Source organism: Saprospiraceae bacterium (genome assembly GCA_016713025.1).
Taxonomy (GTDB): Bacteria; Bacteroidota; Bacteroidia; order Chitinophagales; family Saprospiraceae; genus OLB9.
In genome coordinates this window covers 364,823-390,055 of sequence record JADJPZ010000003.1, presented here as the reverse complement: position 1 = coordinate 390,055, position 25,233 = coordinate 364,823, and the positions used below count along the sequence as shown (strand labels likewise).

Below are 25,233 nucleotides of genomic sequence, written 5' to 3'. Positions count from 1 at the left end.
TAGCACCTTTATTGGTTGCCAATCTTGCAGTACATAATAACTAAAAAAAAACGGCTTAATGTTTTAATATAGAAATCCTACAAACTCTCCAACCTCAACACACCTCTCGGACATACCGCACTGCATATGCCACAACCTACACACGAAGCCCGCACGATATCTTCCTGACGTTGCGCATAGGATTTGACATCGATACCCATCTCGCAGTAAGTCGAGCAATTGCCACATGAGATGCATTGACTACCATTGGTGGAGATGCGGAATTGTGACATGCGTTTGGCTTCTTTATTCCAAGGCAATTTGATGGTAAATCGCTGTAAAATACCGAGATATGCAGCCATAGGACAGCCAAATCTACACCATACTCTACTGCCCAATAGTGGATAAAAACCTACACCTACCACCCCTGAAAATGCAGCGCCAATAAAAAATCCATACCAACTGCTCAAGGTGCCGCTATCGATGATAAAAATATTTCTAAAACCAGTAAATCTTGTAACCAATACAGCAACCGTCATCATCGTCACAAAAATCAGTACGCTATGTATCATCCATCGCTCTATCTTCCATGCTTTGAGAGACTTATCTGACAAATGTCTGAATGGATCGCCTGCGGTCTCAGCCAGTCCACCACAGCCACAAACCCATGAACAATACCATCTTTTGCCGAAAAAATAGGTCAGTACTGGCGTAATCACCAAAAAGGAAAGAATGCCCCAAAACAACATAAAGTAACCGAGTGTACCTGCTGCCAACATAGCATCAATATTCCAGTCAAAAAAGAAGTAATAATTGAGCGGCCATATATTTTTTAAATCAAAGTATGGTTTATTGAGACTTTGCATGATCTCAGGTAAGATAAAAGCGATCGCTGTCTGAAAAAACATGATAGACATCGTCCGATATACTTGATATTTGCTGTGACTATATTTATAAATAAACTTGACGCCCATCAATAAAATGGTCATGGTATACATGGCACCATAGACAAACCATTGGCTGGCTGGTTTTCCTTTAAGAAAAATACTTAGCGGATCAAAAAGGGCTACTAAACCAGTATTTGCGGCACCGTCACTTCCTAGTCCTAATAGAGTTGGAGACCAATAAAGCAACACATAAAATCCTGTCAAAAAAATAGCTAGTATCCAAGCAAAGTTTCCCCTAGATGTCAGTGATGCAAACCAATTATGGTTGTTTTTGATACCTGGTAATGTATTTTTATATTGTTCAGCGGTATACCATAACGATCCTACAGTAACCAATCCTAAAGATGACCAAAGCCATAATCCTGCATCATCAGACTTAAAACTCAACCAAAAAACCATTTGGAGTAATAAGCCAATGCCAACAAGAGACAAAGCCAATTTCTGGCCTACTTTTATAGTTTCAGTATGATGATGAGCTGTTATGGAGATGGATTTGTATGGTTGCATTAATGTTTATATTTAGATATAAATTCTTTTGGTGTAAAAATGGTGATACCACTCTTTATGAAATCTTTCGAATTTCTAGTGATAATGCCATTTGCATTGAAATTTTTAGCTACAGAAACTTGAACAGCATCTTCAAAATCTTTAATTTCACTATTTATTGCTTCAAAAATATTGTTATCGTCAACTTTTGAAATAAAACAAACCTGAAACAAATCTTTTAAAAAAGAAATAGCTATCTGATGTCCCTTTATTTTTTTTATAATAAAATAAACATCTGTAACTGAAGATGCAGATATGAACAAGTTTATATTATTTGTCTCTTTTATTAAAAATATTTGGACAGAATCTTCAATAAATAACATCCGTTCTAAAGCAATATCAAGTATGATGTTAGTATCGATTAGATAATTCATGAAATTTCTTATTTGTACTTGTTATTCAAATAAGATTCTCTAAGATTGCTATCATCAGCACCCTTGATTACTCCTCGCCACTTTTCTACGAATTCTTTACCGGTTAACTTCTTATTCTCCTTGCTTTTTTTACCTGATCCAATGGGATTGGTTTTTTCTTCCTTTATTGTTCTTTTCTTATACTCAACAACTTCTTCTGCAACAATAGAATCTATTTCTATTGCTTCACTCAGTCTTTTTCTATTGGATTCAGTCTCCATTAAACGTAATGTCTCCTTCCAACTATTGTACTCTTCTAGCGATATTATAACAGCATTGGAACTACCTCTATTAACAATATAGGTTTCCTGATCTTCAGATACCTTATCAAGTACTTCTTTTAGATTATTTCTTAAGATTGAATAATTGATGACTTCCATGATGACTTATTTTAGTACTTAAAACGTACGTTAAGTTGATTAAGTTCTTAATTATGATTAAAAAAATCACCCAAACAAAAATTGTTCCACCATGCTCAATTTCCTTTTGGATTTTAAGGACAATGACTTACCTGTTTTCTGATTGTACATGACCAAAAATGCATTTTCGTACTGATCAAAAAACTCAGGATCAAAATTGGCTAAAGAAAGATTTTCTATGACCGTCTCTATATGTGTTTTGTCGGCTATCCATTTTTCACAGACTGCGTGACGGTATCTTATTCCCATAAGATTGAAACCTGTAACAGCTCCTGTTGATGTTTCAAAATTGATTCGTATCGCTTTATTCTCTCCAGGATGTTGCCAATATAAACTGGTAATATTTTCAGGTGTTTTGGCAGGTATATCTCCGTAAACCTGATACTCGATATTAAAAAACTTTGCGGAATTGAACCAAATACCAGGATTGTATTTTGTAGGCTCACCACATATAGTCTGCGCAACGGTTTTGGCCATCATTCTACCGGTGTACCATACAGCTTCAATAGACCTTCTGCCAGGATTAGGAGTGGAAAGTTCTACACAATCTCCGAGCGCATATACATCTTTTGCCGATGTTTCTAAGTATTCATCAGCAATGATTCCTCGATTTGTTGATATACCTGAATTCTTTACAAAATCGATATTAGGACTTACTCCTACTGTCAATCCCACAAACTCACAAGCAAGCTCTTCACCCGAATTTTTACAAACGATAGAAGATACCTTGCCGTCAGTGCCTTTTATTTCCAATAATTCTTCATTGAGTCTAAGGTCAATACCATTGGCTAAGATATGGCGATTGATCATTTCTGATTCTTCTTTGGGTAAGACTATGTTCCAAAAACTCTCTTCTCTCACCAGCATAGTCACAGGTATATGTCTACTATGAAACATCTCTGCCATTTCTATACCTATCAAGCCACCACCGATGATGACTGCTTTTTTAATGCCTTGCTGAGTTGCCGCTTCCATGGTTTCCAGATCTTGCATATGGTACAGACCTTGTACGCCATTTAAATCTTGTCCTGGCCATCCAAATTTATTGGATTTGGATCCGGTAGCGATAATGAGTTTGTCGTATTTTAAGTTTTGACCATTGTCTAGCAAAAGTGATTTACCGTCTGTATTTATATTTTTTACCCAAGCTTTTATAGTATTAATCCGATTTTTTGCCCAAAACCAATCTTCATATAACTTTGTATGTTCAAATTTCATATGACCCATATAGACATACATCAATGCTGTACGGGAAAATGGATACTCCGTTTCGCCTGAGATCATGGTGATCTCATGATCACTGTTTTTTCTGATATATCTTGCTGCTGTAGAACCCGCTATACCATTGCCTATGATGATGATGTGCATTTTATGTTGTTTATGTGAGTTTTCATTAAATATCTTTCCTATATCACTTGAAAATTGATTATTATGAACTAAATTTGTTTAAAATAATAAAATTGTGAGCTTTCCAATACCATTAGAAGTTAAATCTCTCGGGCAATACCAAATCTTCATTTCCTACAGTGATGGAATAGAAGGAGCTGTAGATTTGTCTTATCTCAAAGAAAAACCAATTTTCCGAAAATGGGAATCACCTGATTTTTTTAATAAAGTATATATAAATATTCTAAACAAATCGGTTGCTTGGGATGAAGAAATCGAATTGTGTCCGGACAATCTTTATTTAAAATTAAGGAAATTGAATTATACGGAATATCTTGATCAACTTTCCCGAGTAAAATATGCCACAAATCAGTAAATTTTTTGGAATCATCATTTGTATGTATTATGATGATCACAATCCACCACATTTTCATGCTTTTTACGGCGATTATTCTGCAATCATTAATATTTATGATTATTCTGTCATGGAAGGTAAATTACCTGGTAGAGCACTTGGATTGGTGGTTGAATGGGCATCCATTCATTCCCAAGAATTATTAATAAATTGGGACCGAGCCATCAATGGTATTCAATTACTCAAAATAGATCCTTTGGAATAATACACTTTTGTATTATCACTCCTTCACCAAATCCTTCACCTTCGCCAATGTCCTTTCTCTTCTGGGTATACTTTCAGCTCTCACGTACCCCTGATTGGGATTGCGCTTGACAAAATCCTGATGATACTCTTCTGCCTCAAAAAATTTTTCAAATGGGACTACCTGGGTCACAATCGGCTTAGAATATTCCTTCGATATTTCTGCTATCTTAGCTTCGATGATGGCTTTTTCAGTGTCATTACTGTAAAAGGCTATAGTTCGGTACTGGGCACCTCTGTCAGGTCCCTGACCATTGACGATAGTAGGATCTATAGATGCAAAAAACACCCTTACTAAATCTTTGTAAGAGATTACTTTGGGATCATAATATACCTGAAATGCTTCTGCGTGGCTAGTTCTGCCGGCACCTACAGATTCATATGTCGGATTTTTTTCTTTGCCACCTGAATAACCGGAGATGACTTCTGATACTCCTTTGATGCTTTCGAAAATGGTCTCGGTACACCAGAAACAACCACCGGCAAATGTGGCAACTGCAGTTGTTGTCTTAGCATTTTTAGGAACAAACAACAACCCATCACCATCTATACAATATCGCAATCCGGTAGGTTTTGGGCCATCATTGAAGACGTGTCCCAGATGACCATCACACCTTTTGCAAGTCAGGGCATCTCTTACCATACCGTAACTGTTATCGGTACCTACATTGAGACTTCTTGTATAATACGGTTGAAAGTAGGATGGCCATCCCGTACCGGAATTAAATTTGGTAGAGGAGGAAAATAAAGGATTTTTGCAACCTGCACAAACATATGTACCTTCTTCTTTGACTTCATATAGTTCGCTGCTGAAAGGACGTTCGGTACCATGCTCCCTGAGTATATAATACTGCTTAGGCGTGAGGGATTTTTTCCATTCGGCATCAGGTTTTACTACCTTCTCTGTCCACGTGGTGTCTATTGTAATATTTTCATAATCCATTTTTGATGCTGATGAAGATGCCACTTTTTTATTCTGCTGTGCACACGCGCTAAAAACTATTGTTGTCCAAATAATTGAAATAAATCTTATCATGTTTTTTGTTTTTACTTTTTATCATTTAATGACCAGTCATACTCTTTAAATATTACAACCGCATTATTGTTTACTTTTTTCGCACTGTATTTATTGATGAAGGTCTTGATATCTCCAAAGTCCACAGCGTACCAATCAAAAATCTTCGATAAAGTTAATTTTGTTGGGGTTATCGTTTGATATTTTGTGTTATTAATAAATTTTTTTGTCACAGCTTCCAATTGGCTCTCCAGCGTTTTTCCCACAAATGCAGCATTCATAAGTGGTGGACATGATTTTGCAGCACAGTTTACAGCAAAGTGAATCCTTGCATCTTTAAATTGTGGACGAATGATGTCATTTTCTATGTTGTTCAATGAATATTTTTTACCTCCGATAGTTATCCTTTTGACGTCCCATGGCTTGCCACCATCGAGATTTTGTATGCTCTTCACCAGATAATTATTGACTATGAGATCTATGGTAAAGGCATTGTAAGCGTTGACCCAGAATGCCATCTGATCATTTTTGCTCCAACTTGGTGATACTGTAGCTTCCGAAAAAGCCTTAGTGATGGCATCCAGTTCTTTTTTATTGGTCTTGATAGATTTATAATTTACATCACCTGCTGCGGATACATATTTTTTTAAAAATGTATCCCAAGACTTATAGTCTGGTTGAGCAAACGATGAATAAAAGCTTGTAATAGTGATTAAAAAAAGGATAAAAATTTTCATCTGTTTATTTTTATTTGATTTTTATTGTCAGATGGAATTGATAACTTATCTCCATCTTTGGTGTTATCGAACTTACGTTTCGCATGAAAATAATCATCAAGGTTTGTGTACCACAAAGATGGTTCATGCTCATTTCATATTTTATATTTTTATAAATTTTCGGACAGCAGTAGCGTTGTCTGACTTTACTTGAAGCAGATAGGTCCCATTTGGCAATTTACTTACATCAATGATATCATTTTCCTGATTTGACTTTGTCGCTAACATTTCTTGTCCCATTGTATCATATATAACTATGTTTTTTACAGATTTGTTATTATGATATTGGATGTTTAACGATAAAGTAACAGGGTTTGGCGATAAGCTAAATAGGTTTTCTTTTGCCAATTTATCATCAGCTGAAGATAACACATTTGGGTTGAATAAAGCTGATTCAGCCACTTGGACTACCTTTTTATTTGCATCTGTGAGTATTACAATGGCATAAATTTTTGAAAGGTCCCAAAATGGCTCTATTTTTATTTTATCTTTGAAGTTTAAAACATTTCCTGCATTAGCCGGGACAATAAAAGAAGGTAAGGTTGTACTGCTGGATGATGATTTTCTGAAAACATCATGATGAATTTTTTCTCCGTTGGGCGCATCATAAAGAACAACATCTTCAACCAAAGCAACAAAGTAGTTGACGGTACCAACGGTATTATTTGTCATGGCCTTTACATCAAAAGCGACTTCTATTTGATCTGACCCAAACTTAGACACGGATACTTTTAGTTCTACGGGTGTAGTTTGACTTTTGGATTCATTATAGATGGTAGCAGATTGTACTTCTGTTCCTGTCTTTTCTTCGCCATTGATAATAAATCTTGGTGTGCCGCCATAGATGCCATAATAATTGGTTCGGGCATCATTCTGAATTTTATTTTGTATACTAAACAAACACGTACTATATGGTGAACTGGGATGATATGCAATGTGGATTACTTCAGGATTTTGATTTAATGCTGAATAAAAACCTGGATTTCTACTGGCACAAACACTGCATCTCGTATTTGTAAAATGCTCAACTATAACTTTTTTTGTTACATTCTGAGCATAACTACATATAAGAGAAAAGGTGACAAAAGCTAAACTAATTGAACTTCTAAAAAAATGTGTCATCTTAAATAATTTTTACTCCAACAAATATATAGTTTCCTTTACAATATTGTTTAAAGAATGATAGTGAAACAAAGGACGGTTTCCTAATATAATCTGACTTATAGATACGGTACTAATTTCTTCTGAATAATCGACATTAAGAAATTGACCGTGATTATTCCCTTTTAGAGCATGAAGGTACCAAAGATCATTTTCGGTACAATCATTTATTATCCAATCGTGGAAAAGCATTTCACGTTGAGATTTCACTTCGCTATTGTACAAAGTAGATGAAGAGTACATATATGGCTGTAGGAAGTCAAGATGCTTTACATGAACATTTTTTTCATCCCACCCATATTCTATCAAGGATTTTTCTGTGTCCACCATCAATAAAGTAAATGGTTCATACCCTTCGGGATCAAACTCACTAATAAATTTTTCTGAATTATGAGAGTTGAAAAGGGTTGGAATGATAGTTCCGCGACTCGCCTTGTACGCATCTTTTTTAACGTGATTTAGTTTGTAACCATTGAGTAAGGCGCCAACCATTTTTCCATCAGTCGCTATCCAGGTACCCAAAGTTTGTTTGTCTCTAGGCATCCATACTTTCCTACCACTCACTATTTCAGGCACTAACTGATTGGAAGAGAATTGTCTTGACATTTGCTCATCTCTGTTGTGTGTAATGACAACTTTGTGATCCTTTGTTTTTACTATGGTAAGACAGCACATTTAATAATACTTTAATGATGGTGAATGGAATTATGCTCCATACTTTCCTTATGCTTGGCAGTAGAATATGCTATGCCGAAATTGTGTGGTAAAGATACATGGATAAAATGGCTTCTCAATGCAATGCCTATAATAGCATAATGATGTATACTATGTTCAATCAAATAAATTAATTCTCTGCTCACTGAACTGTTTGCTTCTATAATTACCCCTTTATACTCAATGGAATTTGTCAAAACAGTATCTTCTATTTCATCACAACAAAAAACTACAGATAATTCATCCAGAATCACAATTGCATAATTGGGGTCTGTCTCCAACGAAAGATTTCTTACCCGATTGTCATAATTTACATACCCGGTTTTGATACCTTGTGATAAGCATATATAAAACTCCAAAACATGCCTTACATGCTGGCCAATACTACTATTGTTAAGCAATTCCAGCTTTTCTGAAAATTGTTCTTTGCTCAGTTGATCTATGATGTATTTTAACTGAATAAAGGTGTCTGAAGCGATTGAAGTTAGCATAAGGATGAGTCGATATTATTTAATAATTTTTGGTAAGTACTATTTACTGAGCTCAGCACTACCGAATAAGGCAGAAAATCTTTTACACCAAACTAATATAAATTTGTGTTTTGCAAAATCTATGTCATTCGGTATTTCAATACTGTAAGTACCATTTTTGAACTTCGGGTCGATTTCTTTAAAATTTAACGCTTCTTTATTTTCTGCCAAATAAAGTCGCAAGTCAGGTCCGTTGTCAGACATAAGATTCATCATGTTGACCATTCGTTTGCCGTCGGAACTTTGGGTGATCGTAAGTGTCCCTTTCGTACTATAACTACTCCCATTCATGAACTGTCCTGTATAAAGTATTTTAGCATTGTTAGTGTCTATCACTTCATTTACAGTTTCTACTTCGGTTTTAGAACAGCCTATGCTGACTATAATTATAAATAATAAAAGTAACTTTTGCATATGAGAACTTTTTTAATATTAAATAATATAACAAATATGGTATGCAATTATCACAGAAGTATCACACCCCATCTATATACGATTTATTTTTTACCTAAAAATCTGAAATGAATTTCCTATTCCAGATCAATATTACTGCAAAATAAGGCACTGCGTTCATTTTTTACTTCGCACCATAGCGATGCTATGATTTGGCGCAAAAAATGCTTATTTTATTGTACTTTTGATCTTCATAACGGAACTCATTTTAGATATTTAGGTTTTAAAAATAGTTTTCCAAAACGTTAAAGCACCACTTCTTTTATGTCCCAGCGCGTAGTTTTCCTGACTAATTTCATACATGCTTTTATAATGCTTAATACAATCTTTGTAGGCATTCCATAATCCGGTACGCTGATCATAGATATGTACCGGTTCTGAATTGATGCCGTTGAGCTCTACAATTTTGAAGTTTTTGCCTGATTCCAGATCCTGTAAATTTTTAAATTTAAGATCGTGTCTCCCATAATAAAAACCTGGGATAGATGTAGAAATTTTATCAAAAATGTCGGTAAGCGCATCCGAAATCAAGTGATTAGCATTGATAAACCTGGTACCCCGGTTATGATTTCCTATGGGTTCTATTTTGACGACTTCACCTAATCGAGGAATAGTATTGAGAAATTCTGGAGTCTGTCTGTATATTTGGAGTTTATCTCTGAATGATGCTGACATTAACTGTCTGATGGTGCTAAGTCCGTCTCCGTTTACACAAAGAAATTCTTTAGTGGTGAATGATGTGATTTTACCTTTTTCTTCGGATGGTTTTCTTATATAAAATATGGCAGCCTCATTGGGGAAATCACAATATTCCTGGATGATAAAATCCTGTTGGATATTTTAAGAATTTTTTTTCAATGATAACATATCTGAGATCAATGAGACTCCTTTTCCACGCTCACCCATATCAGGTTTTGCGATCAATGGAAAGGTAAATTCACTCTTTAAAATATCCGGTTTTTCTCCGCTTTTTATTAATATGGTTTTGGGTTTGTATTTTTCAGAGATATGCTCCAATACTGCAAATTTACTGTATCTGTAGATGCCACTATCTTTTATTGAAGGATTGACATTTGTAAAGTAAACAATTGAACGGGATTTTGCCATCAAATAAAGTACGTAAACCCCTATCGGAATATAGAAAAACCAAGTTGGCCAATATTCATAGTTGACTAACTTTCCAAGCCAAATCGGAGTATTATCTCGCTTTAAGTTATACATTTTTTACAAGGCAATTTACTCTCACACGATATAATCAAAAATCACCAAAAAAGGCAAAAGAAAGTGATGGTGTCGCCTGGATATTGCGTGACGTTGGGCTGGCACCTGCTCCTCTTAGTGCTATTCCGAATTTTGGCTTTATGTAATACATCAACTCTATTGCTGGAGAGAAGTAAGCAACATTATTCGAAAATAAGCCTGTTCGTGTCAAAGGAGCTTTGCCGTTGTCCAATGGCGACACTACACCTAATTTCAGCATAGCTAACAGTTTACTATTTAGTAGTTTATATCCAAACTCAGCATTGAATCTCATCTCATCTGAAAAGTCATTGCTTCTGTTGTTATAACCCACACTTCCTTGCAACCACCAATTTCCTTTTCCCACACCAGAACCAAGAGTGATTATTTGGTTGAACTCGCCATCACCGGTATATAACTGATTTGAGTCGTCATTATCTCCTGAAGGTATTCCCAAAATTAAGGTAACAGCTAATGGAAATTTTTCTTTTGAAATGGAATATCTAAACCCTAAATCTACATCACCAAAACCGGAATTGGAAGCTTCAGGGCCTAATGCCGATGCTTTCAATGTATTGCTTTGTAAAAATGGTAGGTAAGCAACAGCTGTAAGCTTATTGGTAATACCATACTCTCCATAAAGGCTTGCTGTATTAAAGCTAAAATCCTGAAAATCGACTACCTCTGATTTGTCGTTGAATACTTTATTGCCGGTTATGGTTGTAAAGTCAAGCTTTAGGAAGCTTTTTCCTTTTTCTTTGGTCCATGCTTGGCCAAAAGCACCTGTAATGCTTAGAAATACCAATGTAATATTAAGAATAGATTTCATTTTTAAAAAATTTGAATGACTGATTGAATAATATCACAATTTTAGAGATGAAGTATCACAGAAGTATCACAAAAGCAAATAGTTACAAAACAGAGTTTTTATGTTCCTATATGCTCCATACTAAATTTATTTTAACCAAAGTATCATATAATATGATTTTATATATTCATATATAATAGAATATATATGCTATTTATTATTATGTGTTAAGTAAATCATAAAACCTAAACATTAAAACAATGCACACGTTTGTTGAGCATTATTAACATAAATATTAAACAAAAAATGAAATCATTAATGATTGTATTACTTGTAAGTGTTGCATCAACATTTGCTATTGGACAGGGAAAAGACATAGTAGACATCGCTGCAGGATCTGCAGATCATACTACTTTAGTTGCAGCAGTGGGTGCGGCTGATTTGGTTGGAACACTAAAAAGTGCCGGGCCATTTACAGTATTTGCTCCCAGTAATGCTGCTTTTGCAAAGTTACCAGCCGGAACTGTAGAGTCTTTGCTGAAGCCAGAAAACAAAGGAACACTGACAGGAATTCTGACATATCACGTAGTAAGTGGAAATGTGGATGCTGCTGCTGTGATGTCTGCTATCAAAGCTGGAAAAGGAAAAGCTGTATTGACTACTGTTCAAGGTGGTAAACTGACAGGCTCATTGGACAAAGGAAAAGTAAAATTGACAGATGAAAAAGGAAATTCTGTTTTTGTTACGGCTACTGACCTTAAAGGTACAAATGGTGTGATCCACGTAATTGATGGAGTAGTGATGCCAAAATAATATTTGGAATTATTTAAATCTTAAAAGAGACATTCTGATTGAGTTCAGGGTGTCTCTTTTTTTTAAATAGTGTTTGCTGAATATATTATATGTTGCTGAAATTCAATATTTTATTCAATTATATTTTTATACAAGTGCAAGGTTTTTTGATGTATAATGAGTAAAACCTTTGCACTTTGATTTAACATTGTCCTATGCGGACGGCAGTCACTTTTTTGCATCTTTTGCTCTCACATATTCCTTTGGAATGCTTGCCCAGAAAAAAGTAACCAAAAAACGCTAGTTCAAAAAAAGGCGATTGCGGTGCAACGTTCACTCTCATGTCAAAATGCTTTTTCTATTGCCTTGATTATCTGTCCTTTACATCAAATATTTATCATTGGCAATAGACGCACTTTTTCTGCCCATCCGCTAGCGGTTCACTCCGTCAAAGGCTTACCCGCCTTTGGTGCTTTGCACTACACTACGTTCATGTTCACTATCGCTTGTTTTTTGAACAATTAACCACACCAATAGCTTTATAAAAATTGAGTGATGCTACTTTTTCAGCAGACCCTAAATAACTTATTTAAAAATTAAAATAAAATTTACTTTTGCCATTATTTATCGTGAATTCGGGATAAGGTATTTTATCGTACTTTTTTACTGATTTAAATAAATAGGGGCGTAGCTTTGTGATCTTTGTAATCAGAGTCCCAAAACATAAAATCAGGGGCGTTAGCCCTGTAATCTAAAAACAATTTCAGTATCATTAAAGATGTAGGGCTACACCCCTTATTACCAATTAATTAGTTCTTTTTACAAAGATATCAGAGCTAACGCTCCTTCTTTTAATAAAACTACTTTAATATATTAACTCAATACCCTAATTTTTTTCCTAAAGACTTGAGCATAAACCACATTTGCTTCAATTCTCTTAACCCTAATTCACGTTATTTACTTTTATTTTACTATTATTTACCATATAAATAATTTCTTTTTTAGTACAAAGGATAATTTTGCAGAGTAAAAATTTTAAATTATGTGGAAGTTTAGTTTTGTTTTTTATTTATTATTGACGATTTCATCCTGTCATACCCAAAATGCGCGTAGCTTAAATAAAGAGTTGTTGAAAAAAAGTTCTAAATCTGAATGGAAGCTAATCAAAAGTAAAAACAAAAATCCAGCTGATAATGTACACTGTAGTATAATGGATAAGGATGGAAACTTATGGTTTGCTACAACTGACGATGGTATCTTTTACCCACCTGACTACAAAAGATGGCCTTAACAGCGATGGTGTATTTTCATTGTATGAAGATAGGAAAGGTAATATATGGATAGGCACGGATAAGGGAATATGTATATATGATGGAAATACAATCAAACCATTTAATGTCACCCTTACCAATACAAATTATATCGACCATTTTAGCCAAAAACCAGCCTCTGATATATTTCTAAACAACATGGTAGAAGACCAAAGTGGCATCTTTTGGTTTGCTGCTGAAAATGGTATTTTTTGTTATGATGGCAAATTATTTACTCGTTTAATTGACAAACCGAAGGTGGAAAATCCCAATAATTATGATCCTAAACTTGTGCTAAACCTTCTTGCTGATAAAAAAGGAAATATATGGTTTACAACAAGAACTGATGGAATATTTTGTTATAATGGCAAAACACTTTTAAACTACAAACCCAATAATGAAGATTGGTTTAGATGACTTTTGGAAGATAAAGATGGTTATATTTGGGTTGGCAGAAGGTATAGAGGTGTGTTTCGATATGATGGAACTAACTTTACACAGATTGCGCAAAAAGGTATATTTGATGTCAGTGTGGTATCTCAGATGATTCAAGACACTAACGGTGATATCTGGTTTGCTACTGAAACAGGTGAAGCATCAAAACGAGAAGTAAATGGTGGTGGTGTATGGAAGTATAACGGAAAAAATTTTCAAAATGTATCAAAAAAAGATGATTTGAAAAATGGTGCTACTTGGTGTATACTTGAAGATAGAAAAGGCAACTATTGGATAGGTACAAGAGCTACAGGACTTTATAAATATGACAAGAAGATTTTCACTCCTTTTATGGAGTGATGATTATAAAATTCGGTAACTACTTAAAATAACTCAAGCCTTTTGAACCGTAAACCCCTATACTGGCGCAAGTTTCAGTCTTTTCTAAGCCTGATAATAACAATTTGTACTGCCTTTATATGCACTGCCAGTGCACGTCATGCTTTTAGTTTGATAAACTTTGATGCGATTTGTAACTCGTTCTACTTAATACACAATTATCTATTTACTATTACAATTAATGCTATTCTAAAAAGATTGTAAGTATTCCTATTCGATAAAATGTAATTTAGTATATACATTTATTATACGAATATGTTTATTGCAACTAACATATTTATTTATTAAATGTTGTTTTCTATAAACAAATAATGTACCTTTGCAGCATCAAATGTTTTATAAAATGGATCAGATTTATATTGAACACAAAGAAACATTAGCTGCATTAAAGCCAAGATTTAGAAGGGATTTTATGGATGAAATAGATTGGGAAGAGCCCTTACTGTTTATCCTGGGTTCACGGGGTGTAGGGAAAACAACCTTAATGCTACAATATATTAAGGAAAAATTTGCGACATCTTCTACTGCATTATACCTTAGTATGGATGATCTGGCATTGGCTAACCTTAGTTTATTGGACATTGCAAAAACTCATGCTCAAAAAGGAGGTACGCATTTATTTGTAGATGAAATACATAAGTACCAGAACTGGAGCCAGGAACTAAAAAACATTCGTGATAAAATAAAAGAATTGAAAGTGGTTGCATCCGGCTCTTCTATTTTGGATATACAAAAAGGAAATGCTGATTTGAGCAGACGAAGTGTGGTGTACACCTTGCATGGTTTATCCTTTAGGGAGTATGTGAATATTGAGTTGAAACTCAATTTACCTATATTTTCACTTGCTGATATCATCACAGATCATGAAATTATCGTTCCACAATTACTAGATCATTTTAAGCCATTACAGCATTTTTCTACCTACCTTAAATATGGTTTTTTTCCCTTTTATTTGGAAGGAATAAAAAACTATCATCATAAATTAGGGAATGTTTTGAATGTAGTATTGGAACAAGACTTGGCATTGATAGAAGGTGTAGATTTAACTAAAATTCCTAAGATCAGAAAGTTGATATATTTGTTGTCTACCCAAGCACCATATCAACCCAATATTACTAAACTGGCGGAAGCTTTAGAAACCGATAGGATAACATTACTCAACTACTTAAATTCGCTGCAAAAAGCATCAGTGCTTACTTTGGTGAGATTGAATGGCAAGATTTACACCCAGCTGACTAAACCTGATAAAATATATTTACAAAATACAAACTTGCTTTTTTTAACTCAATCGAATGTAAATATTGGTACACTCAGAGAAACCTTTTTTGCCAATCAATTGGGGATCAAACACCAATTAACTCTGGCCCAGCAAGGTGATTTTATGATAAATGATACATACACTTTTGAAGTAGGAGGGGCCAGTAAAAGTTTCCATCAAATAGCCGGCATAAAAAATAGTTATTTAGCCATAGATGAAATGCCGCTTGGCTTTAAAAATAGAATACCGTTATGGCTATTCGGATTTATGTATTAGGGATGTATATATTAAATTTTTCACAACTAGTACACTAACTAAATAAAGAACTTCACATATTATAGTGACAAATGCCACATTTTGGAGTTAATAATTTTCCACTTCATGAACTTTTCATTCTCAAACTTTCGGCACTGTAAACCAAAATGAATTGACAAACTCATTGGATTCAGCTTTTATCGTACAGCCATGCAAAGTGCAAATGCTTTTTGCAATGGCCAATCCTAGTCCTGTGCGTGCTTGATCAGTTTTTTCATTAGTATAATATCGATCAAAAATAACATCCAGGTCTTCCTGAGGTATCAAATCTCCGGAATTACAAATCTTAACCTTAAAGTAGTCTGTAACATCCAAAATTGATATTTTAATATATCCGCCTCCATTTACATACCTGACAGCATTGTCAAGGAGATTTTGAAATACCCTGTCAATATATTTGATATCACCCACAGCAAATCCAAGATTTTCATGAATTTCAAAGTTCAAATCGACATGTTTTGATTTAATTTTCATTTGGTATTTCTGTACAATATCTGAAACCAGTTCATAGATATTAAATGCTTCAGGATTGATTTTGACTTGCCCTGATTCCAGTTTACTCAACTCAAAAAGATCAGATATTAAGTTGTTGAGTCTCTTAGTTTCAGCATAGGCAACATTGATAAATTTGCTTTTGTCTTCATCAGATATGGCAGATTGCTGATTTCTTACCAAATCCAAAAATCCTATAATACTTGCCATTGGAGTACGCAGATCATGGGAAATATTGGAAATCATTTCCTTTCTGAATAGATCGAGACTACTTAGTTTTGCATTGGCTACTGACAATTCTCTATTCATCCTGTTGATTTCAGTGCTTGATTCTTCGATGATGTTTTTATCCTTTTGTTCTCTTGTGAGTATCTTTCTCATTTGCCAAAGGAGCAATATGATCATGATACTAAAGACAGCAATGGATATAAAAAATGCTTTTAGTAGTTCTGACCTTACAGACGCAAGAAAAATATCAAGTTTTTCATCGACCATGACTACTGCCACAGTACTTCCTTGGCTGTCTTTAATAGGAGCAAATGCCGATAACCACATACCGAACTCATCTTTATACTCTGGTATCATACCGCCAACTTTATAGTTTTCATTGAGTGTAGGATGGTATGACTTATATGGATGCCGATAATAAGGAACACTATCAGAAGTTACGCCAAACTCATAAAACATATCACTTCCATTAGATGAAATAGTATATATTGGACTTTTGAGCATATTGGCTATAAAATTGGATTTCAAAAGGCGGTGCAATTTAAAGTACAATACATCTTGTTCGATATTTAAAATGTCATCTTTCGCTTTATGGATTTGAAAAAGTTTTTTGTGCTCATCACCATCTATTTGTAATGCCAGAGAATTGGCAATGCCAGCTAGCCTCATAAGCGTAGATCGTTCATATTTTGATACTGTAAAGTTGTAAAAAAGGATAGCCATTATCATCCATAGAATAACAATAGAACCACTTACAAGAAGCAGGATTTGCCGTAGCCTTTTGTTTTTCCAGATATTAGAATTGATCATGATCAGGTTTCAGGATTTTTATTGAATTTATAGCCCAATCCCCATACTGTCACAAGATAATTTGGCTTTGCTGGATCTTCCTCTATTTTACTTCTTAATCTGTTGATGTTGGAGTTGACCGTATGCTCCAATCCTTCAAAATGTTCTCCCCAAACCCTTTCCAGAACTTCCATTCTAGTAAAATTCCTACCGGCATTGGACATAAAAAGATGAATAAGGTCAAACTCTTTGGCCGTTAGGCTGATTTCAATATCGTTTTTTATAAGTACCCGATTTGAAATATCCAGCTTCAAACTACCTATTGAGATGATTTGATTTTCCTTTTTATCGGAAACAGATTTTGCTTCTGATCTTCTGAGTAGTGCTTTTACCCTAGCGAGTAATTCTCCATTGCTGAATGGTTTTGTCAGGTAATCATCCGCGCCTATGTCTAATCCTGCAATTTTATCTTCTTCCTCAGATTTTGCTGTAAGCATTAGTATAGGCATTTGATTATTGGTCTGTCTGACTTTTCTACAGATTTCCACGCCATTGACGCCGGGCAACATCAGGTCAAGTACGAGTAAACTATATTTTTTTTGAGCAAGTGCATCTAGTCCCTTCCACCCATTATCGTATTCGTCGATCGGTACATTCAATGGTGAAAGAACTATTTTTATAAGACTCCTGATATTGGGATCGTCTTCTATGATGGCTATGGACATTATTTTCAAAGATTTTTATAAATACGATAAAGTTCTTGAAACACTGTACAAAATAACATATCAATTATCACAAATTTATCTCAATTTTCCCATCATTAGGTTCACTTTGGCACTGAATGGATTTCCGGAAGCTCGGCGAAATGATGCTATTTGGCCAGTATGCCAGATGGCATCCGCAATAGGCCCGTTGATCAGATTCCAGACAGGCAATTCTGTCCTGATATTATTTCTTACAAAGACAATTTTAACGTCTTCAACTTTTACTGAGGTGGCAAGTAGTTGCCTCGCTTCAAATAAGTTGATAAGAACTGATTTCCTTTTCTCTGAAAAAGTTTTTGGCGACGTTTCATCTCCTGATGTCAAGTTGGGTTTGTTTTTTATAGTGTTGATAATCATTCCAGAAAGTCCCAAAATGTGATCTATAGTGTCATCTGAAGATCTGGCATCAGGATTGGGGCGAAAAGATAAATCTGCATCTGTAAGTCCTTCAGTTGCCCAAAAAAACCTGAATCCAAGTCCATCTATCATTCTGGCCACTATATTTTCACTTGAATATGAATTTGGGTAATCGGTGATATCCTGAAAGGGTAGAGAGTCATTTTTTATTTCTTTTTGTCCCTGCACGTTGATAGATAAAATGATAAATAATTGTAATGCAAAATACCTTAAAGATTTGTTTTTCATTGCCGATTTTTTAGTTTGCACAAAATAGGATTAGGAGATATTTATTACACATAACAAAGTTCTGCAACAAAATTGTTTTAACTTTGATGATTATTCTTTATGCTGTGACATTTTCAGGTTGTTGTTTGTGGCAGTTTTAGTTATTTAATTGAGAATTTATTATTTTAAATTCAGGTTAATACTATTGAAATTTAAAGTTCGTTTATATTTGATTTTTTAAATAATTTTAGAATGACATGAGAACTCAATTATATGGTTTATTTACGATATTATCTCTTTCTGTGAACAGTCAAAATTTAAATGTCGGATTGGATAAAATTTTAAATGAACAGCACAATTCTACAGGGCAATCATATAGTCTGATGGTTATCAGTAAAGGAAAGATTATTTATCAAAATTCTGTCGGAAATTTGAAAAAAGAATCATCGATAAAATCTGACAAAAGGAGTAATTACCGGATGGCATCTGTAAGCAAACAATTTACTGCGGGCGCTATTTTTTTACTTGAACAACAAAAGAAATTGAATCTGCAACAACCACTCTCAGATTTTTTTCCTGAGTTTTCACCTTCTGTAGGGGAAAAGGTTACAGTCCATCATTTGTTGACTCACACTTCAGGGATTAAGGATTATGAAGAGCTCATTGATGATAGTATGAAAATTCAATTGTCCGACCTGGACATATTAAATATGGTAAAAGGAATCGAAAAAACATACTTTGTTCCCGGTGAAAAATTTAAGTATTCAAACACAGCTTATTGTATATTGGCATTGATAGTAGAAAAGGCTTCTGATATGACATTACACGATTTTTGTAAGCAATATATTTTTAATCCATTGGGCATGAAAAATACCGTTTGGTATGGCCCTAATATTAATAACAGGGTCTATGGATATGCCAGGGATAAGGAAGGAAAAATAGTATTCAGAGATCAAAGCCTGACCAGTGCAACATTGGGCGATGGAGGACTTTATACTTCACTTAATGACTATAGTAAATGGTATCTAGGAAGGAAGAGAATTCTAGGCATGGACTTTAATAAAATGATCCAATCATCATCGTCTACTATCACAGATCAACATGCTTACGCTTATGGATGGTTTTATGAACATGATAAGAATAATATTCCTAAAGTTATTCTTCATTCAGGTGCAACATGTGGTTTCAGCAATATTGTTATAGAAATACCTGAAAAGGAGATGGCCATTGTTTATTTTACAAATCTTGCCGATCATCATGATTCTTTTTTACTTATTGAAAAAGCTCTGAAATCATTTGGGTGGTTATCTAAGGATTTTTCATACAGGAAAATGCATGAGGAAACTCATTAATATATATATGGGATTAACTAAAGATTGTACTTCCCTAAGAATATGTTTAAAATTTTTCTTAGTTGTAAATCAAGAGATTATGGTTCTGGCGATAAAATAATCAACGCATTTAGTGAACTAAATAAGGCGATTGTTTTGAAGCCAGGTTCATAATACATTGATTTTAAGGCAATAAAAATTTAAACATACTCTAATTTCAATGTAATGTGAGTCTGCCTCTTAAAAGATCTACTGCGCGATGCTGTATTTATAGACATCTTGCCCGAATCGCGCAATAAAAATATGATGATTTTTAATGTGTAGCAAAAACTTGAAATACACCCCATTTTTTCATACAATTGCTGTGTGTTTCATTTTGTCGCGCTTTATGACTGCCTGTTGATTAGGCATGTAATGAGGCAATACAAAAGGAATTTTTATTAAAGCGCAATTTTGGGATTTACCCAAAAATATTCTTTAGCACTATCAGCAAAACAAAGATTGAAATAGAAACTGACATGGTAGGCAGAAAACCGATTTTGATCATTCTTATATCAAAAGGTAAAAATTTAAAAACCCATTATAGTATCTTAACGAATTCTGTTTTTTAAATCTCTGATGAAATCAGGAGTAACTGAAGGTCTTTTGACATTATTGCGCACAAACTCTCTAAAATCCTTCTCACTATTGAGTATCCGTGTGGATTTAGGATCTGACTCGACCTGAGTTATAAAAGTTTTTTGATCTTCAGCTGACAATTCATTGTCAAGATATAAATTTATCTGTTGGCGAAGTGATTTTACCGAGTCAAAACTTCTCATGTTTTTTTATTTTTAACAATTCATTATTTTACAATACTCAGGATGCAAGTTTTCGTGTAAAAATGCCTGGCTTTATTTACTCTTCTTCGTTTATATCGTGTTTCTTAGGCCCTCTCATATCTTTATAACCCATCCTGAGTGCATATTTTTTGAGCATTTCTTTTAGCATATTCCGAGCTCTGAATAGTCTTGATCTGACAGTCCCAATCGGCAGTTCAAGGATTTTGGCAATTTCTTCGTATGAAAAATGTTCAATATCGCATAGAAGAATTACTGTCCTGAATTCATAAGGAAGCGCATTGAGCGCTATTGTTACCTCATCCCCCATTGAATTATCAAATATATCCTGGCGTATATCATTATATGCACCTTTACTTCCTTCTTCACTATCCTTGTAACCCGATACTTCATCAATATCAACCTTGATTGGTTGCCTGATTTTTTTCCGGTATTCGTTTATATATGCATTCTTAAGTATCTTAAACAACCAAGCCTTCGCATTAGTTCCCGCATCATAATTTTCTAAAAATTTATGTGCTTTTAGATAGGTCTCCTGTACCAAATCATTAGCATCATCTTCATTGTAAGTAAGGTGGTATGCAAAAGTCTTTAATGCTTCCATGTGGGGAAACAATTCTTCTTCAAAAATTTGCTCACTTTTACTTTTAGACACGTTGATTTAATTTCTTCGGCAAAAGTAGGACTTTTTTTACAATATGAAATTACGGTTTGTGTTGTGTGTATAATTAACCTCACAAAAATACCAATGAAGATATCAAATATGAATCATAGTGGATTTTTATTCATCATTATGTATGGGCAATCAACTCAGATTGTGGCGATATTTTTACATTTTAAATGCAAGAATTATGGTAAAAGGTATTAGCACAATGAATTATTGACGCAATTGACTAAATTAAAAAAAATTAGATTGTATTGTATCTGTTGCCAGGCATATTTAATCCTTAAACTAAATTTTTCATCGCCAAAATTGTCTTAATCGTCTACTTTTCTTTGGACTAAAACAACATATTTATTAATAATCTGTCTAAGTTTCGTAAACACATAATTAAACAATGAAATTATCAAACAATTTAAATTTAGTATATTTAGTCCTGATGATCTTTGGTACATTAACTTTGACCGCTCAAAAACCATCAGGAGATAGAACCGAAATGAAAATAGGCAGGGTATTTGGTAAAGTTCTCGACAATACAGGAAAACATCCACTGGCTTATGCAACTGTGGTGATCGTTCGAACCGAAGCTAATGGTGAAGAAAAAATGATCGAAGGTAATCTTACTGAGGAAAATGGAGAATTTAATTTCAAAGGGCTTCCTTTAGGCCCACTGACAGTTAAAATCAACTATGTAGGCAATAAGGACATCATCAAAAAAGTGAGACTGACCCCACCCAATAATACAGAAATAGATCTTGGTAATCTTGTGATGGAAATCGATGCGCAGGTGCTTTCTGAAGTAGAAATAAAAGCTGATAAAGTGGCTGCCATGATAAGCCTTGAAAAGAGGGTCTTTAATGTGGATAAAAATATCACAGCAGCAGGTGGTACTGCGGAAGACATCCTTAAAAATGTACCATCTATTACTGTTGATATGGATGGAGGTGCAAAACTACGTGATAAAAACACAACCATCTATGTTGATGGTAAGCCGTCGCTCATGTCTCTCAATCAGATTCCTGCTGACCAGATAGAATCAGTGGAGGTTATATCCAACCCTTCGGCAAAGTACGAGGCTGCAACCACAGGAGGTATAGTAAATATTATTCTTAAGAAAAACAGAAAAGCAGGTTACAACGGATCTTTAAGCTTGGGAGTGGGCAATCAGGACAGATACAATGGTTCTGCCAATCTAAATACGAATGAAGGTAAATGGAATCTGTCATCATTCTATAGTTATAATACATCAAATGTACCAAATACCGGTTTTCTCAACCGAACAAATTTCAATGGCCAAAGACAAATCACTGATTTTTTTAACCAATACAGCAATATAGACTCCAAAAATCAATTTCATACAGGTCGGGTCAATTTTGACTACCAGCTTAATAACAGAAATACCTTGACTATTAGCGGATCAATCAACAAAGGTGAGTTTAATAATGCTACAACTCAGGATTATGAGTTTTTAACATCAGAGTCAAAAAGGAAAGAATATGGCACAAGATTGCAGAAATCTAATTTTGATTTTCAAAGAAACAACGTAGAAACACAATGGCGTAAAAACTACACAAAAAAGGATAAATCACTTACACTAATGGCTAATTATGCCTGGGGTAATGGTTCAAATACCGGAGATTGGGTGACATCAGCATTTAATGGCGAAAGTACCGTTTTACCTGATTTCCCTGAATACGTAGACATTAATGGTTATAATGATAATAAACAAGGGGTTGTGCAATTGGATTATGTCAATCCTTTGAGCGATAGTTCGAGAATTGAAATGGGAATCAGAAGTTTTGTCAGCTCAAGAGATCAGGTTTATTTTTTCAATCAGTTGGACAACACCACCAACGAATATATACTACAAAAACAGTTTTCTCAAAATACCATCATAGATGAAAATATTCATGCAGCATATGTAACTTATTCAGGCAAGATGAAATATAACATTTTGTACCAGGCTGGTTTGAGATTTGAATATTCTGATATGAACGGAAAGTCACTGCTTGAAGGTTTTGGGGATTTTGGCTATACCTATCCTAAAGGTAATGCTTCAGATATACTTAGATCTTTGTTTCCATCTTTGTATATCACAAAGCAAATAGACACAAATACTGAGATAGGCTTGAATTTCAGCAGAAAAATACAACGTCCCAACCACAGGATGCTGATGCCTGGCGTGATGTCTGCTGACAGGCAAAATATCACTATAGGTAATCCAAATCTGCAACCAGAATTTATCAATCTTGCAGAATTGAACTTTAATAAAAAGTTTGGTCAAAACAACTGGCTTTCTACATTTTATTTCAGCAACGAAACCAATACGCTGAAGCCCCTGATCCTGCCATCTCCGACTGATCCGACTATTCTGGTGACGACATTTGTCAATGGTGAACACGAAATCACTTATGGATTGGACAATACTTTAAGACTTGCATTTGGCAAAAAGCTGGAGGTGATGCTCAATGGTAATTTTTTCAGATTTAATGTTGCTGTGGACACATTTACAAATTCAGGATTTACAGGAAATGCCAAAGCCACCGTAAATTATAAACTACCAGCCAATTTTTCTATACAGATCAATGGAGGTTATGATGGTAACAGACCAATTCCACAAGGCGAGCGGCAGGGTATCGCATTTGCGGATTTTGCTTTAAAGAAAACCTTGTTTAAAAATGGTACAAGTGTGACATTCAATGTGAGCGATGTATTTAATAGCAGAAGGGATATAACAATCTACGACCAGCCGACATATATTCAGGAGTCTATGAGAAGAAGAGAGACCAGATTTTTCAGGTTGACCGTACAGGTGCCTTTTGGAAAAGCAGACGGATCGTTATTCAAGAGGTCAGGAAAAAGAGGTGAAAGACAGGATCAGAATGATGAAGAATATTAATGATTTGAATGATCTCATGAACTAAAATACAAGATGAAGATAAGTCTGTCCGATATTCAAAAAAAAATATTCTTCCACATCAGTTTGTGGGGATTATGGTTATATCTGACTTTATCCAATGTCAATGACGCTGATTTCAACAACAGGTTTGTACTCATTGCTTCTTTGATCATTTTTACACATTTGCCATTGTTTGTTTTTAATACAGAATGGCTTATACCCAATGTACTTCATAAAAAAGGGGTCAATTATTATTTTTGGTCCCTGATTGCTGCCATTGTTCTGATAAGTTTTGTGCATAGCTTCATTTTCCACACAGTCAATGATATGCTTGGGGTAGAGATGAAACGAGGGTATAAATCTTATAAAGGTATCATAGCTATCATACTTGTAGCAGCAATAAGTACCGGTTATGGTTTGCTCAACGATTTTGCTCAGCAGTCAAGGATTAAGGAAGAGAAAGAAAAGGAAAAACTTCAGTCAGAACTTTCCTTTTTAAGGTCTCAGATCAGTCCGCATTTTATTTTTAATGTGCTGAATAGTATCATTTTTCTGATCAGGTCCAATACTCAACTTGCCGAAGCTGTGACATTAAAGCTTTCAGAACTCATGAGATACATGCTCTATGAGACAGGCAATGAACGTATTACATTAGAAAAAGAATTGTCCTATCTGAATAATTATATAGATTTGCAAAAAATCCGTTTCGATGAGGATGTGCTTATTGAATATAAGGTGGAAGGTGATCCTAAAAATTTAATTATTGAGCCAATGCTTTTGATTCCATTTGTTGAAAATGCTTTTAAACATGGTGTCGGATTGATACAAGATCCTTCTATTTCAGTTTTTGTAAAAATCAAGGATGCTGATCTCGAATTTTCAGTCAGAAATAAAATCACGCCTGAAACTGCCAGTGAAAAGGATACAAGTACCGGCATAGGTCTTAAGAATGTAGAGCGCCGGCTTACCCTGATTTATCCGCAAACGCACCAATTGACCACATCTTCCCATGGAGGCGACTTTGATGTATTATTGAAACTTTCTTTAAAGTGA

Annotated in this window: 28 protein-coding genes; 10 read left to right on the top strand and 18 right to left on the bottom strand. The window is 34.5% G+C overall.

Features of this window, described 5'->3' with window-relative positions:
* Positions 1–77 precede the first annotated feature (77 nt).
* From IPK35_04675 to IPK35_04660, 4 genes are all read right to left on the bottom strand, one after another.
* The gene (locus tag IPK35_04675; protein ID MBK8052580.1) at positions 78–1,433 is read right to left on the bottom strand and encodes a 4Fe-4S binding protein; all 1,356 of its coding nucleotides are present in this window, start codon (positions 1,431–1,433) and stop codon (positions 78–80) included.
* Entirely contained in the window at positions 1,433–1,846 is a 414-nt protein-coding gene (locus tag IPK35_04670; protein MBK8052579.1) for a PIN domain-containing protein, read from the bottom strand. Before IPK35_04670 ends, IPK35_04675 begins: the two co-directional genes overlap by 1 nt.
* Positions 1,847–1,854: 8 nt before the next feature.
* Positions 1,855–2,265: a type II toxin-antitoxin system Phd/YefM family antitoxin gene (locus IPK35_04665; GenBank protein MBK8052578.1), complete on the bottom strand. Its 411-nt coding sequence runs from the start codon at positions 2,263–2,265 to the stop codon at positions 1,855–1,857.
* Positions 2,266–2,331: 66 nt separating this feature from the next.
* Positions 2,332–3,672, bottom strand: a complete 1,341-nt coding sequence (locus IPK35_04660) for an FAD-dependent oxidoreductase (protein MBK8052577.1) — start codon at positions 3,670–3,672, stop codon at positions 2,332–2,334.
* A gap of 94 nt (positions 3,673–3,766) precedes the next feature.
* On the opposite strand from IPK35_04660, the gene IPK35_04655 reads away from it, so the two are divergent.
* Together IPK35_04655 and IPK35_04650 are read left to right on the top strand one after the other, a co-directional pair.
* Complete coding sequence (locus IPK35_04655) at positions 3,767–4,066, top strand: DUF2442 domain-containing protein (GenBank protein MBK8052576.1); 300 nt, start codon at positions 3,767–3,769, stop codon at positions 4,064–4,066.
* On the top strand, positions 4,050–4,310 hold the full coding sequence (locus tag IPK35_04650; protein MBK8052575.1) for a DUF4160 domain-containing protein: 261 nt from the start codon (positions 4,050–4,052) through the stop codon (positions 4,308–4,310). Before IPK35_04655 ends, IPK35_04650 begins: the two co-directional genes overlap by 17 nt.
* 15 nt (positions 4,311–4,325) lie before the next feature.
* Here IPK35_04650 and msrA read toward each other — a convergent pair whose 3' ends face one another.
* The 9 genes from msrA to IPK35_04605 all read right to left on the bottom strand — a co-directional run bounded on the left by msrA (position 4,326) and on the right by IPK35_04605 (position 11,065).
* Positions 4,326–4,991 carry a peptide-methionine (S)-S-oxide reductase MsrA gene (gene msrA / locus IPK35_04645; GenBank protein MBK8052574.1) on the bottom strand — a complete coding sequence of 222 codons (666 nt, stop codon included), beginning with the start codon at positions 4,989–4,991 and terminating at the stop codon, positions 4,326–4,328.
* Between the two features lie 404 nt (positions 4,992–5,395).
* On the bottom strand, positions 5,396–6,100 hold the full coding sequence (locus tag IPK35_04640; GenBank protein ID MBK8052573.1) for a DUF547 domain-containing protein: 705 nt from the start codon (positions 6,098–6,100) through the stop codon (positions 5,396–5,398).
* A gap of 141 nt (positions 6,101–6,241) precedes the next feature.
* Positions 6,242–7,261 carry a T9SS type A sorting domain-containing protein gene (locus IPK35_04635; protein MBK8052572.1) on the bottom strand — a complete coding sequence of 340 codons (1,020 nt, stop codon included), beginning with the start codon at positions 7,259–7,261 and terminating at the stop codon, positions 6,242–6,244.
* A 12-nt stretch (positions 7,262–7,273) separates the two neighbouring features.
* On the bottom strand, positions 7,274–7,975 hold the full coding sequence (locus IPK35_04630) for an NRDE family protein (protein MBK8052571.1): 702 nt from the start codon (positions 7,973–7,975) through the stop codon (positions 7,274–7,276).
* Between the two features lie 11 nt (positions 7,976–7,986).
* Positions 7,987–8,505 (bottom strand): hypothetical protein, encoded by a 519-nt coding sequence (locus tag IPK35_04625; GenBank protein MBK8052570.1) that lies wholly within the window; start codon positions 8,503–8,505, stop codon positions 7,987–7,989.
* Positions 8,506–8,544: 39 nt separating this feature from the next.
* Positions 8,545–8,958 (bottom strand): DM13 domain-containing protein, encoded by a 414-nt coding sequence (locus IPK35_04620; protein MBK8052569.1) that lies wholly within the window; start codon positions 8,956–8,958, stop codon positions 8,545–8,547.
* Positions 8,959–9,213: 255 nt separating this feature from the next.
* Complete coding sequence (locus IPK35_04615) at positions 9,214–9,672, bottom strand: hypothetical protein (GenBank protein MBK8052568.1); 459 nt, start codon at positions 9,670–9,672, stop codon at positions 9,214–9,216.
* A 165-nt stretch (positions 9,673–9,837) separates the two neighbouring features.
* Positions 9,838–10,218 carry a hypothetical protein gene (locus IPK35_04610; GenBank protein MBK8052567.1) on the bottom strand — a complete coding sequence of 127 codons (381 nt, stop codon included), beginning with the start codon at positions 10,216–10,218 and terminating at the stop codon, positions 9,838–9,840.
* Between the two features lie 34 nt (positions 10,219–10,252).
* Positions 10,253–11,065 carry a hypothetical protein gene (locus tag IPK35_04605; protein MBK8052566.1) on the bottom strand — a complete coding sequence of 271 codons (813 nt, stop codon included), beginning with the start codon at positions 11,063–11,065 and terminating at the stop codon, positions 10,253–10,255.
* Between the two features lie 285 nt (positions 11,066–11,350).
* Here IPK35_04605 and IPK35_04600 point away from each other — a divergent pair, with 285 nt between their 5' ends.
* The 5 genes from IPK35_04600 to IPK35_04580 all read left to right on the top strand — a co-directional run bounded on the left by IPK35_04600 (position 11,351) and on the right by IPK35_04580 (position 15,514).
* A complete protein-coding gene (locus tag IPK35_04600; protein ID MBK8052565.1) occupies positions 11,351–11,857 on the top strand; it encodes a fasciclin domain-containing protein in 507 nt (168 codons plus the stop codon).
* Between the two features lie 1,021 nt (positions 11,858–12,878).
* Positions 12,879–13,127 carry a hypothetical protein gene (locus IPK35_04595; protein ID MBK8052564.1) on the top strand — a complete coding sequence of 83 codons (249 nt, stop codon included), beginning with the start codon at positions 12,879–12,881 and terminating at the stop codon, positions 13,125–13,127.
* Entirely contained in the window at positions 13,057–13,563 is a 507-nt protein-coding gene (locus IPK35_04590) for a hypothetical protein (protein MBK8052563.1), read from the top strand. The genes IPK35_04595 and IPK35_04590 overlap by 71 nt, the downstream gene beginning before the upstream one ends.
* Before the next feature lie 3 nt (positions 13,564–13,566).
* Positions 13,567–13,941: a hypothetical protein gene (locus IPK35_04585; protein MBK8052562.1), complete on the top strand. Its 375-nt coding sequence runs from the start codon at positions 13,567–13,569 to the stop codon at positions 13,939–13,941.
* A gap of 382 nt (positions 13,942–14,323) precedes the next feature.
* Positions 14,324–15,514: an ATP-binding protein gene (locus IPK35_04580; GenBank protein ID MBK8052561.1), complete on the top strand. Its 1,191-nt coding sequence runs from the start codon at positions 14,324–14,326 to the stop codon at positions 15,512–15,514.
* A 120-nt stretch (positions 15,515–15,634) separates the two neighbouring features.
* On the opposite strand, the gene IPK35_04575 is transcribed toward IPK35_04580, so the two are convergent.
* The 3 genes from IPK35_04575 to IPK35_04565 form a co-directional block, all read right to left on the bottom strand.
* Positions 15,635–17,083 (bottom strand): HAMP domain-containing histidine kinase, encoded by a 1,449-nt coding sequence (locus IPK35_04575; protein MBK8052560.1) that lies wholly within the window; start codon positions 17,081–17,083, stop codon positions 15,635–15,637.
* A 2-nt stretch (positions 17,084–17,085) separates the two neighbouring features.
* Positions 17,086–17,790 (bottom strand): response regulator transcription factor, encoded by a 705-nt coding sequence (locus tag IPK35_04570; protein MBK8052559.1) that lies wholly within the window; start codon positions 17,788–17,790, stop codon positions 17,086–17,088.
* Positions 17,791–17,862: 72 nt separating this feature from the next.
* On the bottom strand, positions 17,863–18,471 hold the full coding sequence (locus IPK35_04565) for a hypothetical protein (GenBank protein MBK8052558.1): 609 nt from the start codon (positions 18,469–18,471) through the stop codon (positions 17,863–17,865).
* Positions 18,472–18,707: 236 nt separating this feature from the next.
* Here IPK35_04565 and IPK35_04560 point away from each other — a divergent pair, with 236 nt between their 5' ends.
* Positions 18,708–19,802, top strand: a complete 1,095-nt coding sequence (locus IPK35_04560) for a beta-lactamase family protein (protein ID MBK8052557.1) — start codon at positions 18,708–18,710, stop codon at positions 19,800–19,802.
* Between the two features lie 569 nt (positions 19,803–20,371).
* Here IPK35_04560 and IPK35_04555 read toward each other — a convergent pair.
* Together IPK35_04555 and IPK35_04550 are read right to left on the bottom strand one after the other, a co-directional pair.
* Positions 20,372–20,602, bottom strand: a complete 231-nt coding sequence (locus tag IPK35_04555) for a hypothetical protein (protein MBK8052556.1) — start codon at positions 20,600–20,602, stop codon at positions 20,372–20,374.
* Positions 20,603–20,678: 76 nt separating this feature from the next.
* Complete coding sequence (locus IPK35_04550) at positions 20,679–21,224, bottom strand: sigma-70 family RNA polymerase sigma factor (protein MBK8052555.1); 546 nt, start codon at positions 21,222–21,224, stop codon at positions 20,679–20,681.
* A 454-nt stretch (positions 21,225–21,678) separates the two neighbouring features.
* Between IPK35_04550 and IPK35_04545 the strand changes: the two genes are divergently transcribed.
* On the top strand, positions 21,679–24,180 hold the full coding sequence (locus IPK35_04545) for a TonB-dependent receptor (GenBank protein MBK8052554.1): 2,502 nt from the start codon (positions 21,679–21,681) through the stop codon (positions 24,178–24,180).
* 33 nt (positions 24,181–24,213) lie between these two features.
* Entirely contained in the window at positions 24,214–25,233 is a 1,020-nt protein-coding gene (locus IPK35_04540) for a histidine kinase (protein MBK8052553.1), read from the top strand.